We start from the raw sequence: 15781 nt of genomic DNA, 5'->3' as shown, positions 1-15781 counted from the left end.
GTAGCAGATGGAACGCGGGGTGGGTAGTCGTCCTTGCCGTGCTCCGGTACGGTCAAATCAGGAGGAATATGATGGAGATCGACGTGCCCGGCATGCTTGTGGATCTCCTGTTCGTGCGCTCCGCGTGGAAGATCGACGGACTACCCGGCCTTCCTCCCGCCTCCCCGCCCCCGGATCCGGGGACGACCGCCCGCCCTGACTTGCTTGGTCTCGACGCGGCGTGGACAGCGCTCTGGCGCCGAGGCGTTCAGGGCGAGCCCATGACCGAGGACTCGTGGCTGGCCGTGCTCGGTGTCGAGGAGATCGACCAGGACGCCCGGCACGCATGGTCGAATACGACGCGGCAACGCATCAACGCCGACGTCGTCGGGCAGGGCCGACCGCTCCGGCAGACATCCCTCCCGCGTCGCGCGACGAGCGGCGAGGCAGCAGGTCTCTCCTCGGTGGTCATCGTCCCCGTGGAGGGCTGGTACGCGGACCGCGTCGCCCCCGCACGTCTCGTCCTCTCGGAAGCGGCGTACACCGACGACGACGCCTGGGCGGCAGCGCTCGTAGCTCGATAGAGGATGCGAGCGTGGACATCGGAATCGTGCGCTTCGCCGGCTGCTCCGTCATGCCGCAGCGACTGGCGCGTGATGTGGAGGAGCGCGGTTTCGAGTCGCTGTTCTACACGGAACACACGCACATCCCGGTTGCTTCTCGACGCGGGAGCGGCTCGGCGCGGGACTACGCCGCAACGTTCGACCCGTTCGTCGCCCTCGCTGCAGCCGCCGCGGTCACTTCGACGCTGAAGCTCGGGACCGGGGTGTGCCTGCTGCCGCAGCGTGACCCGATCATCACCGCCAAGGAGGTCACCAGCCTCGACCTGCTCTCGGGGGCCGTGTGCTGCTCGGCGTGGGATCGGGCTGGAACCGGGAGGAGATGCGCAACCACGGCGTCGGGCCGACGGGGCGCACCGCTCGGATGGTCGAGGCCGTCCAGGCGGTGCGTCAGATCTGGGCGACGGACGAGTCGGAGTTCCACGGTGACCACGTCGACTTCGCGCCACTCGCCACGGCGGGCGTCGACCGGTGTCTGATCCCCGTCCGTTCCGAGGACTCCGACGACCTGTCCACGCGGCTCGATGCGCTGGTCGCGGTACGTGAAGCCTTTGCATCGCGATAGGTGGTCGGCGCTCCATGACTGTGGCGGGGTGCTTCGCTCCGTCGTGCTCCAGCGGACCATGGGTACGGTGCTGTGATGACCTCCTCACGCACCTCGCCCACGTCCGCCGCCTCCGGGACCGTCGCTCTCGTCGGCGGGCACGTCGTCCCCGTCTCCTCCGAGCCGCTCGACGGCGCCACCGTGCTGCTGCGCGACGGGAAGATCGTCGCCGTCGGGCACGACGTGACCTTCCCCGAGGACGCGACCGTCGTCGACGTGTCCGGCCGGTGGGTGCTGCCGGGGTTCGTCGAGTCCCACGGGCACATCGGCATCCACGAGGAGGCCAACGGCCCCGCAGGGAACGACACGAACGAGATGACGCGGCCCAACACGGCTGGTGTGCGGGCCGTGGACGCCGTGGACATCGACGACGAGGGTTTCCGTGACGCCCTCGCCGGCGGCGTGACGTCGGCCGTGATCAAGCCCGGGTCGGGGAATCCCATCGGTGGGCAGACCGTCGCCATGAAGACGTGGGGCGGGCGCACCATCGACGAGCAGGTCATCAGCGCGTCCGTGAGCGTGAAGTCCGCCCTCGGGGAGAACCCCAAGCGCGTGTACGGCGAGAAGAAGCAGATGCCCTCCACCCGCCTCGGGGTCGCGTACGTCATCCGGGAGGCCTTCACCAAGGCGCGCAACTATGCGACGGCGCGGGCCGCCGCAGCCACGAAGGGTGAGCCGTTCGCCACGGACCTCGACCTCGAGGTCCTCGCCCGCGTCCTCGACGGCGAGCTCGTCTGGGACCAGCACACGCACCGCCACGACGACATCGTCACCGCGATCCGCCTCGCCGACGAGTTCGGGTACCGCCTGGTCATCAACCACGGCACCGAGGGCCACAAGCTCGCCGACGTCCTCGCCGAGCGCGACATCCCCGTGATCTTCGGGCCCATGATCACCACCCGCAGCAAGGTCGAGCTCCGCGACCGCGCCATCACCAACCTCGTGGCCCTCGCCGCCGCCGGGGTGCGGGTCGCGATCACCACCGACCACCCCGTGATCCCCATCAACCTGCTCGTCCTCCAGGCGAGCCTCGCCGTCCGCGACGGCCTGCCCCGCACCACCGCGCTCGAGGCGCTCACCACCAACCCGGCCGCGTTCCTCGGCCTCGACGACCGCGTCGGGTCCCTCACGCCCGGCCTCGACGCCGATGTCGTCGTGTGGTCCGGCGACCCCCTCGACACCACGTCCCGCGCCGAGCAGGTGTACATCGACGGCCGCCTCGTCTACTCGTGGGACGCCGACGCGTTCCGCGGTCGCGTCGTGGAGCGCTCCGAGCGCTTCGCCTGAGCCCGCGGGGAGCGGGACGCGGCGGCCTTCACGGCTGCCCCGTCCCGCCGCCGTGTGCCGCTCTGACGGCCCCCGCCATGCGATAGCGTCGCTCGGATGAGCGAGAGCAAGCAGTCACGGTGGCGGGTCGTCGGCCCGGACGGCGAGGCCACGGAGTTCACCGCGGACTTCGAGGGTGCGTGCGACGCGCACGACCAGTTCGCCTGCATCATGGCGGCCTGCCCCGACGCGTTCGGGTGGCGTGCCACGAACCTGGACGACGGCACGGAGTACGTCCCTGAGGAGATCGAGGAACGCATGCTCGCCGGGCTGAAGGGTCAGCGACCGAGCTGACTCGCGGTGTCGCGTCAGCGGGGGTCGCGGACGACGCGTACCGCCCGCCAGGAGAAGCCGTCCTGGTCCTCGAAGGACTCGAGCTCGACGTCGACCTCCTCGCCCACGTCGAGCGCCCGGTACCCCGGCGCGTCGATGTTGCTGAAGTGGCACCAGAGCTGCAGGCCCGTGCTGAGGGTTACGTGCCCGAACCCCGCCTCCGCGTCCCACGCGGCGACGGTGCCGCGCGCTCGAGCCTGGATCTCGGGGGCCCGCGGCAGGAGGTCGGCCAGGCTGAGCGGCGGGGTGCCGGTGAGGCGCTCCACGGTGTCGGTGACCGTCGCGAGCTCGCCGGCGGCGATGGCCGTGTACGTGGACACCCACGCGTCGAGCTCCCAGTCGGGGGCGCCGTAGGACTGGCGTGACGCGTACGCCTCCTCGACGGTCTCCTCCTCGTAGCGGGTGGGCCGCCCTGTGCGCTCGGTGATGATCCGGGCGGCCTCGGTGAGCGTGAGGGCCTGCGGGCCCGTGAGGTCGTAGGTGCGCCCCGCGTGCTGCTCGGGGTCGGCGAGGACCGTGGCGGCGACCCGGGCGACGTCCGCACGCGCGACGGCCGCGACGCGCCCGTCGCCGGCAGGCCCGCGGATGACGCCCTCCTCACCACCGAACTCGGGCAGGACGTCCAGGTAGAACGAGTCGCGCAGGAACGTGAACGCCATGCCCGACGCCCGCAGGTGCTCCTCCGTGGCCCAGTGGTCCCGGGCGAGCGTGAACGTCGCGTCCGGCGCCGCCCCGAGGAACGACGTGTAGACGACGTGCCGCACTCCCGCCGCGGCCGCCGCGTCGACGAAGGTGCGGTGCTGGTCCAACCGGTCCGGGCTCTCCGACCCGGACACCATGAACAGGACGTCCACCCCGGTCAGCGCTGCGACGGCGGCCTCGCGGTCCCCGTACGACGCCTGCGCCACCGGCCACGTGCCCCTCGGCGCCCGGCGCGGGTCACGGACGACCAGGCGCAGGGGGCCGCCGTCGAGCAGGGGGAGGACCGCGCGGCCGACGTGGCCGGTGGCCCCGGTGATCGCGACGACGGGCGCTCGGGTCATGGTCTGGGTCCTCTCGACGCGGCTATGCGGCTCCTCCTCACACTATCGCCGCGAGCCACAGGTGCATGGCGGCGTAGGAGCGCCACGGCGCCCACCGCGCGGCGTGGGCCGCGAGGACACGGGACGCGGCCGCCCGGGGTACGTCGGCATCGAGGATGCCGACGGCCCTCGCGCCCGCGACGAGGGCCACGTCCCCGTCGAGCCACGCGTCGGGGTCGCCGAGCACACGCATGGCGACGTACGACGCCGTCCAGGGCCCGATCCTCGGGCGGGCGAGCAGGTCTGAGCGCAGGCGGTCGGCGTCGACGCCCTCGTCGACCACGAGGTCGCCGTCAGCGAGGGCGCGGCACACCCCGAGGATGCCGCGGGTCGCCTGCCCGGGCAGGCGAAGGATCCTGTCGGCGTCGGGTGGGTCTCCGGGCACCGGTCCGGGGACGCCCGCGACGACCTGGGCCGGCGTCGGGAAGAGCCGGGTGAGCCCGAGGACGTCCGACGTGGTCGGGGTGCCGCACGCCGTCGCGAGCCGGCTCAGGTGGGTTCGGGCGGCCGAGACCGAGATCTGCTGCCCGACGAGCGCACGGAGCACGAGCTCGTGCGGGTCCACGGTGCCCGGGACGCGGATGCCGGGGGTCCGGGCGACGAGGGGCGCGAGGGACGGGTCGGCGCTCAGGGCGTGGTCGACGGCGACGGGGTCCGCGTCGAGGTCGAGCAGGTGCCGGAGCCGGGCGACGGCCGGGTCGACGTCGGCCGCCGACGCGAGCTCGAGGTGGGCGGTGAGCCGCCAGCCGGTGCGCGGTGCACGCGACGCCACGACCTCGACGGTAGCCGGCCCGTGGGGGAGCAGGAGGGTCCGGGCGTAGCGGAGGCGCCGGTCGTCGGACAGGTCAGCGACCTCGACGCCCTGCACGGCGCGTGCGGCGAGGAACGCGAACACCCCGGGCGCGTCGAACGGCTGTCGCACGGGGAGGTCGACGTCAGCGCGGCCGCCGGTCTGCGGCGCTCCCATTCTCGTCTCGCGAGTCATATCACTCGTCAGATGAGGATGAAGCGAGGCGTCGCACGTGGTCGCTGTGGCGCCGGTACCCGGCGGCGTGCTCCACGAAGTCCGCACGGCCGGTCTCCGCGGCGCGCTCGTCCGTGTAGGCGGCGAGGTCGTCGAGGCGGTCGGCCATCGCGCGCAGGAGGTCCGCTCGTCCCGCGTCGGAGCCGTACGCCGTGAGGAGCCGGTCGGTGCGCTCGAGGCGGTCGGTCGTCGTGAGGTGGGGTGCGTCGTCGGTGAACGGGGCGAGCCGGTAGGCGAGGTACGCGAGGTCTCTGATGCGCGGCCCGGGAGCGGCGGTGTCCCAGTCGAAGAGGCCGGTGACCCGGCCGTCGGCGAACGTCATGTTGTACGGGGCCGAGTCGTTGTGGCACACCACGTCGACCGGCTCGTGGACGGGCAAGCCCCACACGAGGTCGCGCCGAGCCGCGAGAGGCACGCTCGCGTCGTGCACGCGGCGCAGCAGGCGCGCCGTCCCCTCGAGGAGCGCCGGGTCCCACAACCACTCCGGGAGGGGGTACCCACCGACGTCGCCGGGCAGGAACGACAGGACCTCGCGGCCCTGGTCGTCGAACCCGTGCGGCTCGGGCACTTCCACGATGCCCGACGCGCGCAGCGTGGTGAGGAGCTCGTGGACGGCAGGCGTCCACGGGCCGGCCGTGCGGTGTACCCGGTCGCCCTCGCGGACGACGGTGCTCGAGTTCCCGCCCGCGAGCACCTCCTCGTCAGGTCCCATCAGTCGACGATCTTCATGCCGGCGTCGGCGAGGGCCGCGAGGAGGGGCTCGAGCCCGAAGGCCTCGACGGGTCCGAGCGCCCCCGTGCTCTCGACCGCACCCTCCGAGGCCTGGACGGCCGCCCAGGCGAGGAGGTCCGCGGTGAGCGCGTACGGCTCCGGTCCCTCGAGGCGGGCCCGGCCCACGCGCGTGCCGTACTCGTCGTACGCCTCCGCGACCACCTGGGTGCGGACGTCGGCGACGTCCTCGGCCGACGGGCCCTCGGGGAGCCGGTCGGCGACCGCCGACCCCAGTCGGCTGAGCGCGGAGGAGACGCCGGGCACCCGGCCCAGCGCGTCGGTGACGGGCGACAACCGCTGCACGGCCGTCGACGCCTCGCCCAACCAGCCGAGGTACACCTCGACGTCCGTGAGCGACGGGTACGAGCGCGGCAGCGCGAGCTGCTCCGTGCCCCCGGTGCTGAACGCCGGGCGCAGCTCGCCGTCGACGTCGAACCGTCGCAGCCGCGCCGCTCCACGTTCCGGGACCACCGCACCGCCGGTGAAGCGGTACGACGGCTCGGAGCCCATCGCGAACGCCGACCGGGCCGTGCCGCGGCTCATCGAGCCCCTGCCTGCACCGTCGAGGTAGTAGGCGACGTGCACGGACGTCGCGGGCCGACGGGCGTCGCGCGCCCTCTCGAGGGCCAGCGCACCGGCGGCGTTGCCGAGGACCCAGTCGTGCCCGAACGCCGTGAGGAGAGCGGCACCGGTGACGCGCGCCCGGGGACCGTGCTCCGCGAACACCCGACGGATGAACGGCGACTCACCCGTGGAGTCGATGTACGTGGCGCCCGCGTCGACCGCGGCGGTCACCGCCGGGCGGCCGAGATCCCCGAACGGCCCCACGGTCGTCACGAGGACGTCGCCCTTCTCGATGAGGCCACGCACCGACGCGGGGTCGGCGACGTCGGCGACCGCTGTCGGCAGCCCGCCGAGCTCGTCGGCGAGCTGCGAGAGCCTGCCCTGGTCGCGTCCGGCGAGGACGGGCGAGGCGCCGCGGGCGACGAGCGCGCGGGCCGTGCGGCGCCCGGTGTACCCGGTGGCACCGAGAAGGACGATCGTGCTCATGAGCGCACCTCCACGGGCGGCAGGTCGGGGTAGGTCACGTCCGTGAGCTCCTCGCTGATCTCCCAGAGGCGTTCGGCGACGGCGTCGTCCTGGGCCTGCCCGTTGGGCTGCACACGCGTCGGTGCGCCCCGACCCTCGCCGCGGCCACCGGGTCCGTAGTACGCGCCGCCGACGACGTCGGGCGCCGTCGCCGCGTGCAGGGAGGGCAGGGCGCCCTCCGCGTCGCTCTGCCCGAACCGCGCGAAGAACCCGCGCACGGCGCTCCCGACGGGACCCCACCCGGCGAGGCCCGCCGCGAGGTTGGTGGCCGCGATGCCGGGGTGCGCCGCGACGGCCAGCACGTCGTCGCCCGCGGCACGCAACCGGCGGTCGAGCTCACGGACGAACAGGAGGTTCGCGAGCTTCGACTGCCCGTACGCCGTCCACGGCCGATACCCGTGGAGGCCCTGGAGATCGTCGAAGTTCATGTGACCGAACTTGTGGGCGTTGCTCGACAGCACCACCACGCGGGCGCTGGGTGCCTGCCGCAGCGCGGGGAGGAGCAGCCCGGTGAGCGCGAAGTGCCCCAGGTGGTTGGTGCCCAGCTGGAGCTCGAAGCCGTCGGCCGTGCGCCCGTAGGGCACGGCCATGATGCCGGCATTGTCGACGAGGACGTCCAACGGGCCGTCCCACTCGTCTGCGAGGCGCCGTACGGACGCGAGGTCCGCGAGGTCGAGCTCCGCGAGCGTCACGTCCGGCGACCCCGACAGCTCACGGACCTTCTCGACAGCGACGCGGCCGCGCTCCGGGTCCCGGGCCGTCATCGTCACCGCCGCGCCGTGGCTCGCGAGCTGGAGCGACGTCTGCAGGCCGAGCCCGCTGTTGGCGCCGGTCACGAGCGCGCGACGCCCCACGAGCGAGGGGATGTCAGCGGCCGACCAGCCGGGCGAAGAACGTCTCTGTGCCATCTTCCGACCCTATGGGACTGCCGTCGACGGCACGACCGGCCCGGGCCTCTCCAGCCTGACCGTGGTGGCCGGTCTCACGCCTCCGGCGAGGCCCGGGTGCGGGTGCGGAGCTGCAGCCGCTCCTCGGCCCAGGCGAGGACGGGCCCTGAGGGCGGCAGATCTTTGTCGAGCTCGGCAACCACGCGGGCGAAGCCGAGGGCATCACCCTCGTCGGCGTGGAGGAGGAGCAGCTCCGTCAGCAGCACGTGCCGGAAGGCGCGCCGACGTCCGAGGTCGCCCCGTCGGACGGTGCGGATGAGCGTCGGCCGGTGGAGGAGCCGGCCGACCTGGTCGAAGCCACCACCCGTGAGCCCGCGAAGGACGTCCACACCGCACCGGCGAGCCGAGTCGCGGTCGTGGACCAGCCACCAGCGCTCGCCCCGGTGCTCGACGTGATCGGTGGTGGGGGTCAGCGTCTGACGCCACAGGCCGTGGGTGGTCCGCGGTGTCAGGTCCGACCAGCCCAGGTACTCCCACCACGGGCCGGGCGTCACCGCGAGGTGCACGCGGAACACCAGCCGGTCGTCGGAGAGCCGGTTCCGCTGGGTGCTGATCATGCCGTGATCGCCGGAGGCCCCGACGACGTGCCAGTCCTCGCTGTGGCCGACGTACCCACGCGCTCTGACGGCGCGCGCCACCCGCACGCGTACGTCGTCGTGATACGCCTCCAGCGCCGACATGGACGTCATCATCCACGATGGTCGGCGCGATGACCGCGAGCCTCGCCTCCCAGCGGTTCGCCGCGTGCCCTCACCGGGCTGCAGCTCAGGCCGGTGGGGGCGCGGTCGTGACCGCGACCGACCACACCTGCTCCGGGTCGGCCTCTACGGTGAGCGTGTACGTGTCCACGCCCCGCACGTCGAACACGTGCGACGTGTCTCCCTCGCCCTCCATGGAGTCGCACCACGCGTCGAACGACCCCACACCGTCGACCGTCACCGTCACGGCCCGCGTGCCGGTGCACGTCACCGCGACGTCGATCGCGTCGCTCGTCACCTCGTACGGGCCCAGGGTCGACGTCCCCTCAGCTGTCGCCTCGCCGTCCGGCCGCTCGCTCGTCGTCGGCGGCGGCCCGGGCGTCGGACCCGCCGGGATCGGGTCGTCAGCGCACGCCGCGCACAGCGCCGCGACCAGCAGCGCGCACCCGATCGACCGCTGCGTCCTTCTCGTGTTGCTCACCATGGCCCCCTCCCACCCATGGTGCACCGCACCATGGCCGGGCGCGCACCGACCCGGATAGGGTCCACGCATGACCCCCACCGCAGGACGCCGCCCCCTCGACGCGCTGCGTGCCCGGCCCAACCTCGTCACCGTGGCCCTCGTCGTGATGTCCGCGATCACGTGGTTCGGGTGGTTCGCCCGCGAGGAGTACGTGACGTCCCCGGAGGGGAACGTCAGCGGCCCCTACGTCGCGTGGCAGGTCCTCGGCGCCGTGCTCACGCTCGCCGTCCTCGTCGTCGTGGGCGCGCGGACCCTCGGGGTCCCGCTCACCGCGACGTGGGTGGCCGTCGGGTTCGCCGGGGGCTTCGGGGTCAAGGGCGCCATGACCGACGACACGGGGCTGTACCTCGTCGGCACCCTCCTCGTCGCGGTGGGGACCTTCGTCGGCGCGCTCGCCGTCGGGTGGCTCGCGTCGCTGCCCGGGCGGGACGACGCGCACGCCTGACTCACGCCCAGTGGTCCGGGCGGCGCACCGTCCCGGGGAGGCGTGTCGCGGCGTCACCGACGGCCGACGACACCTGCACCTGCGTGAGGAACAACGCCTCCGACAGGTCGGCCCCGCGCACGTCCGCGTCGCGCAGGTCCGCACCGATGACGTCCGCCCCACGCAGGTCGGCACCCTGGAGGTCGGCGGCGATGAGGTAGGTGCCCCGGAGGTCTGCGCCGCGCAGGTCTGCCCCGTCGAGCCGCGCCCCAAGGAGGTCCGCCCCGGGCCCGATGCGTCGCGTCCGCTTGGTCCGCGGCGCCGACGGGTACGTCGCCCGGGCGAGTCCGCTCGCCTGCGCCAGGAGGACGTTCACACCGTCCCGGTGCGCGTCGACGTCCAGGGCGGCCAGGTCCTGCGGGCCCAGACCGGTGAGGCGCTGCGTCTCCGTGACCGCCGCCTCGAGGTCGTCCCGCACCGGTTCCGTGCCGCGCATGGTCATGGCCGCCACGAGGTACCAGAGGACCTCCTGGAGCCTGCGCACCACGGGGAACACCTCGAACATCAGCGCCCGCGACCCGTCGTCGTGCCGCCAGCTGCGCCCCCCGAACGTCCCCTGCGACACCTTCTGCCCCGCCCCGAAGCAGTCGAACACCGTGCACCCCTTGAAACCCTCCGGGCGCAGGCGCGCATGGATGGTGCACCGGTCCGCGTCGTCGAGGTTGTGGCACGGGTCCCCGGCCGCCTTGTCGACCGCGAAGTCCGCCGACCGCGCGAACGCCAACGCCACGCAGCACAACCCGAAGCACCGCGAGCAGTCCGCCGCGAGGTCCGGCCCGGGCGCGCTCGCGGTCGGGTTCACCAGTCGCCCAGCATCTTGCGGATGCGCTTCTCGCTCACCGGCCCGTCGGTCCCCAGCTGCTGCGCGAACAACGACACGCGCAGCTCCTCGACGAGCCACCGCACCTCCGCGAGCTCGGCGGCCCGCGCCGGGTCCGGCTGCCCGGCCGCGGACGACGCGCGCGCCCGGTCCCATGCCTCCTCGACGTCGTGCACGCGCCACGCGAGCTCGGCGTCCCGGTTGGGGTTCGTGGTCGCCTTCTCCAACCGGTACGACGCGGCCCGCACGTAGCGCGTCAGGTGCGGCAGCCGGTGCCCGGGCGTCGCGGACACGAAGCCCTCGTGGACGAGCCCTGCCACCTGGTCACGCAGGTCGGTGAGGGTGTTGAGGAGCGCCAACGAGTTGGCCGACCGGATCTCCGCGTCGAGCGTCCGCGCCGCCGCGAGGACCGCGACGACGTGCCCCACCACCCGGTGCACCTCCTCCTCGAGACCCGACCGCACGGTGGCGAGCGCCGCCCGGTAGGCGTCGACCGACCGCACCGACGCGGCGTCGGGCGTGAGGTTCTGCACGGCCGCGAGCTGCAGGTCCGCGACGAGCGCGCCGGTGTTCCGGTACGGCGACGCCGCGAGCGTCAGCGACTGCGTCGCCGACCACCGCGACGTGATGCGCCCCTGCTGCAGGGCCGTCTCGCCGAGGAGGAGACGACGGACCCCGCGCTCGTGCGTAGCCCGCTGCCGCGACGCGTCGGCGAGGACCCGCAGGGCCACCGTCCTGCGCTCCTCGACGAGGGCCGGGTACCCGCGGACCACCATCCCGCCGGGCCCGGGGGAGTCCACCTGTGCGGGGAGCACCCCGTCGGGCAACCCGTCGGGCCAGGTCACCAAGGCGTCGACCTCCTGCACGGCCCCGCCGACGCTCCCGACGAGACCGTCGTGGGCGCCACCGCCACCGGATCCCGAGCCCTGACGCGAGCCCTGACCCGAGCCCGTCCCACCGTCGTGGTCGCCGAGTTCGTCACTTCCGGTCGAGTTCGGTCCCTGGGAACGACGTCCTCGACTGGAACTGCCGAACTCGGCGGAGCCGGCCGGGCCACCAGCACCGGACGCACTCCCTGAGGCACCCCCAGCAGCGCCGGCGGCGGCCTGCGCCTCGCGGAGCGCGGTGCCGACGGCGCTCTTCACGGCGGAGCGGACGGCGGCCTCGGCCTGGGCGGCGAGACGCCGCTGGAGGGCGAGGAGGTCCTTGCTCTCGTCGAGCACCACCTCGCTGCGGGACGCACCGCGCTCGTCGACGACGCGGAACGTCATGCGCAGGTGGGCGGGGAGGCGTTCGGCGTCCCACGCGTCGGCGGGCACCTCGACGTCGCGCAGGGCTCGGACGGCGCGCGTGAACGCGGCCTCGAACGACTCGGCCATGTCCCCGGCGCGCGTGATGTCCGTCCACGCGGGGCAGTGCTCACGGATCCAGGCGACGACGTCGCGGGCCACGTCGGGCGCGGGCACCAGCTGGACACGGACCGGCTTGGGGAGGGCGCGGATGGCGGCGGTGGTGAGCTCGTCGAGGAGACCCGGCACCATCCAGTCGAAGCCGTCGGGCACCACCCGGTTGAGGACGGACACCGGGACGTGGACGGTGACCCCGTCGGCGTCCGTCCCGGGCTGGAACTGGTACGTCAGGGGCAGGGTGAGGTCGCCCTGGACCCACTGCTGCGGGAAGTCCTCCGCGGACACCGTGCCCGTGCCCTCAGGGACGAGGAGCTCGCGCGTGAAGGTGAGCAGGGCGGGGTCGTCGCGTCGGGCGCCCTTCCACCACTGGTCGAAGTGCCGTGCGGACACCACGGAGTCGGGGACGCGCTCGTCGTAGAACGCGTAGAGGGCGTCGTCGTCGACGACGAGACCGCGTTGCCGGGAGCGCGCCTCGAGCTCGGCGGCCTCGTCGAGGAGCCGCCGGTTCTCCCGGTAGAACTCGTGGTGCGTGGTCCACTCGCCCTGGACGAGGGCGTGCCGGATGAACAGCTCGCGCGCCTCTTCCGGGTTGACCTTCGAGTACAGGACGGTGCGGTCGGCGACGATCGGCACCCCGTAGAGGAGGACCTTCTCGCGGGCCTGCGCGGCGCCCTGCTTGCTCGACCAGTGGGGCTCGGAGTAGGTGCGCTTCACGAGGTGCGACGCGAGGTCCTCGGCCCACTCGGGCTGGATGCGGGCGACGTCGCGCGCCCACAGCCGGGACGTCTCGACGAGCTCGCCCGCCATGATCCACACCGGGGGCTTCTTGGACAGGCCCGAGCCGGGGAAGATCGCGAACCGGGCACCGCGCGCCCCGAGGTACTCGTTGCGGGCGAACTTCTTCGCCCGACGGTCGGCAGCAGTCTCCTTGCCCTTGGTCGCGGCCGCCCGGACCTCCGTGGCCTCCTGCATGCCGATCTGCGAGAGGAGCCCGGCGAGGAGGGAGCGGTGGATCGTGTCCCCGTCCCACGTGAGCCGCGGGTCGGGCGTCTCGCCCTCCGCCGGCCCGCCTGTGCCTGATGCGGTGCGTCGGCTCGACCCGTCGACGCGCTTGCCGGGCGGGTTCATGACGATGCCCAGCGGCTTGGCCATCTCCTTGAGCTGGGTGACGACGTCCTGCCACTCGCGGATGCGCAGGAAGTTCAGGTGCTCCGCGCGGCACAACCGCCGGAAGGCCGACGACGACAGGTCGCGCTGCTGCCCGCGCACGTACTCCCAGAGGTTGAGGTACGTGAGGAAGTCGGAGGTGGGGTCCGCGAACCGGGCGTGCATCTGGTCGGCCTGGGCGCGTGTCTCGGTGGGGCGCTCGCGCGGGTCCTGGATGGACAGGGCCGCCGCGATGATCATGACCTCGCGGGCCACGTTGTGCCGCCCGCCCTCGACGATCATCCGGGCCAGGCGCGGGTCCATGGGCAGCTGCGCGAGGGCGCGCCCCGTCTCGGTGAGGTGCGTGCCGCCGCCCTTCCCGAGGGCCCCGTCGCGCTCGCCTGCCCGGGGGGCGCGCGTCTCGAGGGCCCCGAGCTCGGTGAGGAGCTGGACGCCGTCACGGATGGCGCGCGTGTCTGGGGGTTCGACGAAGGGGAACCGGGCGACGTCGTCGGGCGTGCGCACCACGCCCACGCTGATCATCTGCAGGAGCACAGACGCCAGCGACGTGCGGAGGATCTCGGGTTCGGTGAACTCGGGGCGGGAGAGGAAGTCGTCCTCGGAGTACAGGCGGATCGCGATGCCGTCGGCGACGCGCCCGCAGCGCCCGGAGCGCTGGTTGGCGGACGCCTGGGACACGGGCTCGATGGGCAGCCGCTGGACCTTGGTGGCCTTCGAGTAGCGGGAGATGCGCGCGGTCCCGGGGTCGATGACGTACCGGATGCCGGGGACGGTGAGGGAGGTCTCGGCGACGTTGGTGGAGAGCACGACACGTCGGCCGGGGTGCGACTGGAACGCGCGGTGCTGCTCGGCGGCGGACAGCCGCGAGTACAGGGGGAGGAGCTCGACGTGGTCGGGGCGCCTCGGGTCGGAGACGCGCTGCCCGAGGTGCCCGGAGAGGGCGTCGGCGGCGTCGTGGATCTCGCGCTCGCCGGAGAGGAACACGAGGATGTCGCCCGGGCCGGCGGAGCACAGCTCGTCGACGGCCTCGCAGATGCCCGTCATGAGGTCTCGTTCGTCGCCCTTGGCGCCGTCCTCGGGGACGAGGGGCCGGTAGCGGACCTCGACGGGGAAGGTGCGCCCGGAGACCTCGATGACGGGCGCGAGGGCGTCGTCGGGGGCGTCGGGCTCCGCAGGGCCGCCGGGGGCGAAGTGCCGGGCGAAGCGGTCGGAGTCGATGGTCGCGGACGTGATGACGACCTTGAGGTCGGGGCGCTGCGGCAGGAGCCGCGTGAGGTACCCGAGGATGAAGTCGATGTTCAGGGACCGCTCGTGGGCCTCGTCGATGATGAGCGTGTCGTAGGCGAGGAGCTGGGGGTCGCGCTGGATCTGGGCGAGGAGGATCCCGTCGGTCATGACCTTGACGAGGGTGCTCTCCGACGACTCGTCGGTGAAGCGCACCTGGTACCCGACGATCTGCCCCAGCGGGGTGCCGATCTCCTCGGCGATGCGCTCGGCGACGGTGCGCGCGGCGATGCGCCGCGGCTGGGTGTGACCGATCTGCCCGGCGCGGCCACGCCCCAGCTCGAGGAGGATCTTGGGCAGCTGGGTGGTCTTCCCGGACCCGGTCTCCCCGGCGACGACGACCACCTGGTGGTCGCGGATCGCGGCAGCGATGTCCTCGCGGCGCGCGGAGACGGGCAGCTGCTCGGGGAACGTGATGGGCGGGACCTCGACGGCGGTGCGCGTCGCGGCGGCCCGCTCGAGGCGGGCGGTGTCGACGCGGGGCGGGCGGGCCTGACCGGTGCCGCGGCGCCCTGCGGAGCGTCGCCGGTTCTGCCGTCGACCCTGCCCGGCGCCCTTCTCCGGGTGCCCGGTCGTGTTCTCGCTCCCCGTGCTCACAACCACCTATCCTCCCAGGCGTCGCAAGCGATTTCGCACCGAGGGGTCAGTAGCCCACCGGGGCCTGCGCCCCGGACTCCGCCTCGGCGAGCTCGCGGGCGAGCCGCAGGGCGATGCGGTCGAGGAGCACGAGGTTGACGTTGGGCTCGGTGACGACGGCGAGGATGTGCCGCTGGTCCACCGCGTACACGACGAGGCAGCCCTCGGGGCCGCGGACGGTGGCGAGCTGGAACCCGCCGAGCCCGAAGGAGAACGCGGACTGGTGGGCGATGCCGAGGACGGTCGCGGCGATGGCCGCGGCGCTGTCGTGGTCGCTGTCCGGGTCGTCGTCGTAGAACGTGAGCCCGTCGGTGCGGGTGATGAGGACGCGGCGGATCCCGGAGATGTCGCGGTGCAGCGACTTCGCCACGTTGATGGCGTGGTGCTTGACGATCATGGGCGCGGTCCGTGCTCTCGGGTCGGGGTGCGGGAGATGCGGTCGAGGAGGTGGTGCAGCGCCGTGGCGCAGTCCGCGAGCTCTCGCGGGTCGCACTCGACGAGGGCCTCGACCGGTGCGCCGAGCGCTCGGGAGAGGTGCGTGCGGGTGCGGTCGGGCTCGGCCCACCGGTTCACGGCGACGACGCGCGGCACCTCGGGGGCGAGGCGCGCGAACGTCGCGGCGATGTCGCGCGCCTGGACGACGCTGGTCGTGGTGCTCGCGTCGACCACCACGACGTACCCGGCCATGTCGGTGGAGAGCATCTCCCACATGAAGGAGAAGCGGTCCTGACCGGGCGTCCCGAAGAGGGCGACGCGCTGCTGCTGCCAGGTGGCGCCCGCGGGGGGTGTCGCGGTGACGGTGCCGTGGTCGAGCGCCACGGTGGTGCGGGTCTTCACGACGGCCGTGCCGTCGCTCACCCCGGTCTCCGTGGAGACCCCGGGGATGCCGGAGAGCGTGGTCACGAGGGTGGTCTTCCCGGCACCGAACGGTCCGGTGACGACGATCTTCGTGGGGGCGGTGGGGAGGGGGTGCTCCATGCGTCCC

Annotated in this window: 15 protein-coding genes and 1 pseudogene; 5 read left to right on the top strand and 11 right to left on the bottom strand. The window is 73.3% G+C overall.

Annotation, left to right across the window (positions count from 1 at the left end):
• Positions 1-260: 260 nt before the first annotated feature.
• The 4 genes and pseudogenes from JAV76_RS01165 (at position 261) to JAV76_RS01150 (ending at position 2823) form a co-directional block, all read left to right on the top strand.
• The gene (locus JAV76_RS01165; RefSeq protein ID WP_198732178.1) at positions 261-563 is read left to right on the top strand and encodes a hypothetical protein; all 303 of its coding nucleotides are present in this window, start codon (positions 261-263) and stop codon (positions 561-563) included.
• 50 nt (positions 564-613) lie between these two features.
• A pseudogene (locus tag JAV76_RS15325) lies at positions 614-1164 on the top strand (TIGR03619 family F420-dependent LLM class oxidoreductase).
• Between the two features lie 75 nt (positions 1165-1239).
• Positions 1240-2490, top strand: a complete 1251-nt coding sequence (locus JAV76_RS01155; RefSeq protein ID WP_198732177.1) for an amidohydrolase — start codon at positions 1240-1242, stop codon at positions 2488-2490.
• 96 nt (positions 2491-2586) lie between these two features.
• A complete protein-coding gene (locus JAV76_RS01150; RefSeq protein WP_198732176.1) occupies positions 2587-2823 on the top strand; it encodes a hypothetical protein in 237 nt (78 codons plus the stop codon).
• A 14-nt stretch (positions 2824-2837) separates the two neighbouring features.
• On the opposite strand, the gene JAV76_RS01145 is transcribed toward JAV76_RS01150, so the two are convergent.
• The 7 genes from JAV76_RS01145 to JAV76_RS01115 form a co-directional block, all read right to left on the bottom strand.
• On the bottom strand, positions 2838-3905 hold the full coding sequence (locus tag JAV76_RS01145; RefSeq protein ID WP_198732175.1) for an NAD(P)H-binding protein: 1068 nt from the start codon (positions 3903-3905) through the stop codon (positions 2838-2840).
• Between the two features lie 37 nt (positions 3906-3942).
• The gene (locus JAV76_RS01140) at positions 3943-4929 is read right to left on the bottom strand and encodes a DNA-3-methyladenine glycosylase family protein (RefSeq protein ID WP_198732174.1); all 987 of its coding nucleotides are present in this window, start codon (positions 4927-4929) and stop codon (positions 3943-3945) included.
• Between the two features lies 1 nt (position 4930).
• On the bottom strand, positions 4931-5680 hold the full coding sequence (locus JAV76_RS01135; protein WP_198732173.1) for a phosphotransferase: 750 nt from the start codon (positions 5678-5680) through the stop codon (positions 4931-4933).
• Complete coding sequence (locus tag JAV76_RS01130) at positions 5680-6789, bottom strand: saccharopine dehydrogenase family protein (protein ID WP_198732172.1); 1110 nt, start codon at positions 6787-6789, stop codon at positions 5680-5682. The genes JAV76_RS01135 and JAV76_RS01130 overlap by 1 nt, the downstream gene beginning before the upstream one ends.
• On the bottom strand, positions 6786-7736 hold the full coding sequence (locus tag JAV76_RS01125) for an oxidoreductase (RefSeq protein WP_198732171.1): 951 nt from the start codon (positions 7734-7736) through the stop codon (positions 6786-6788). Before JAV76_RS01125 ends, JAV76_RS01130 begins: the two co-directional genes overlap by 4 nt.
• Before the next feature lie 74 nt (positions 7737-7810).
• On the bottom strand, positions 7811-8455 hold the full coding sequence (locus JAV76_RS01120) for a hypothetical protein (protein WP_198732170.1): 645 nt from the start codon (positions 8453-8455) through the stop codon (positions 7811-7813).
• Between the two features lie 85 nt (positions 8456-8540).
• A complete protein-coding gene (locus tag JAV76_RS01115; RefSeq protein WP_198732169.1) occupies positions 8541-8954 on the bottom strand; it encodes a hypothetical protein in 414 nt (137 codons plus the stop codon).
• 70 nt (positions 8955-9024) lie between these two features.
• Between JAV76_RS01115 and JAV76_RS01110 the strand changes: the two genes are divergently transcribed.
• The gene (locus JAV76_RS01110) at positions 9025-9441 is read left to right on the top strand and encodes a hypothetical protein (protein ID WP_198732168.1); all 417 of its coding nucleotides are present in this window, start codon (positions 9025-9027) and stop codon (positions 9439-9441) included.
• Between the two features lies 1 nt (position 9442).
• Here JAV76_RS01110 and JAV76_RS01105 read toward each other — a convergent pair whose 3' ends face one another.
• The 4 genes from JAV76_RS01105 to JAV76_RS01090 are packed head-to-tail and all read right to left on the bottom strand — an operon-like array spanning position 9443 to position 15774.
• A complete protein-coding gene (locus JAV76_RS01105) occupies positions 9443-10282 on the bottom strand; it encodes a pentapeptide repeat-containing protein (protein WP_307843939.1) in 840 nt (279 codons plus the stop codon).
• Positions 10279-14757, bottom strand: a complete 4479-nt coding sequence (gene hrpA, locus JAV76_RS01100) for an ATP-dependent RNA helicase HrpA (protein ID WP_198732167.1) — start codon at positions 14755-14757, stop codon at positions 10279-10281. The genes JAV76_RS01105 and hrpA overlap by 4 nt, the downstream gene beginning before the upstream one ends.
• Positions 14758-14803: 46 nt before the next feature.
• A complete protein-coding gene (locus JAV76_RS01095) occupies positions 14804-15193 on the bottom strand; it encodes a roadblock/LC7 domain-containing protein (protein WP_198732166.1) in 390 nt (129 codons plus the stop codon).
• Positions 15190-15774, bottom strand: a complete 585-nt coding sequence (locus JAV76_RS01090; protein WP_198732165.1) for a GTP-binding protein — start codon at positions 15772-15774, stop codon at positions 15190-15192. Before JAV76_RS01090 ends, JAV76_RS01095 begins: the two co-directional genes overlap by 4 nt.
• Between the last annotated feature and the right edge of the window lie 7 nt (positions 15775-15781).

Source organism: Sanguibacter suaedae (assembly GCF_016342785.1).
GTDB lineage: Bacteria > Actinomycetota > Actinomycetes > Actinomycetales > Cellulomonadaceae > Sanguibacter > Sanguibacter suaedae.
Note: the sequence above shows the minus strand (reverse complement) of the source record. Positions and strands in the feature narration are given on the sequence as shown.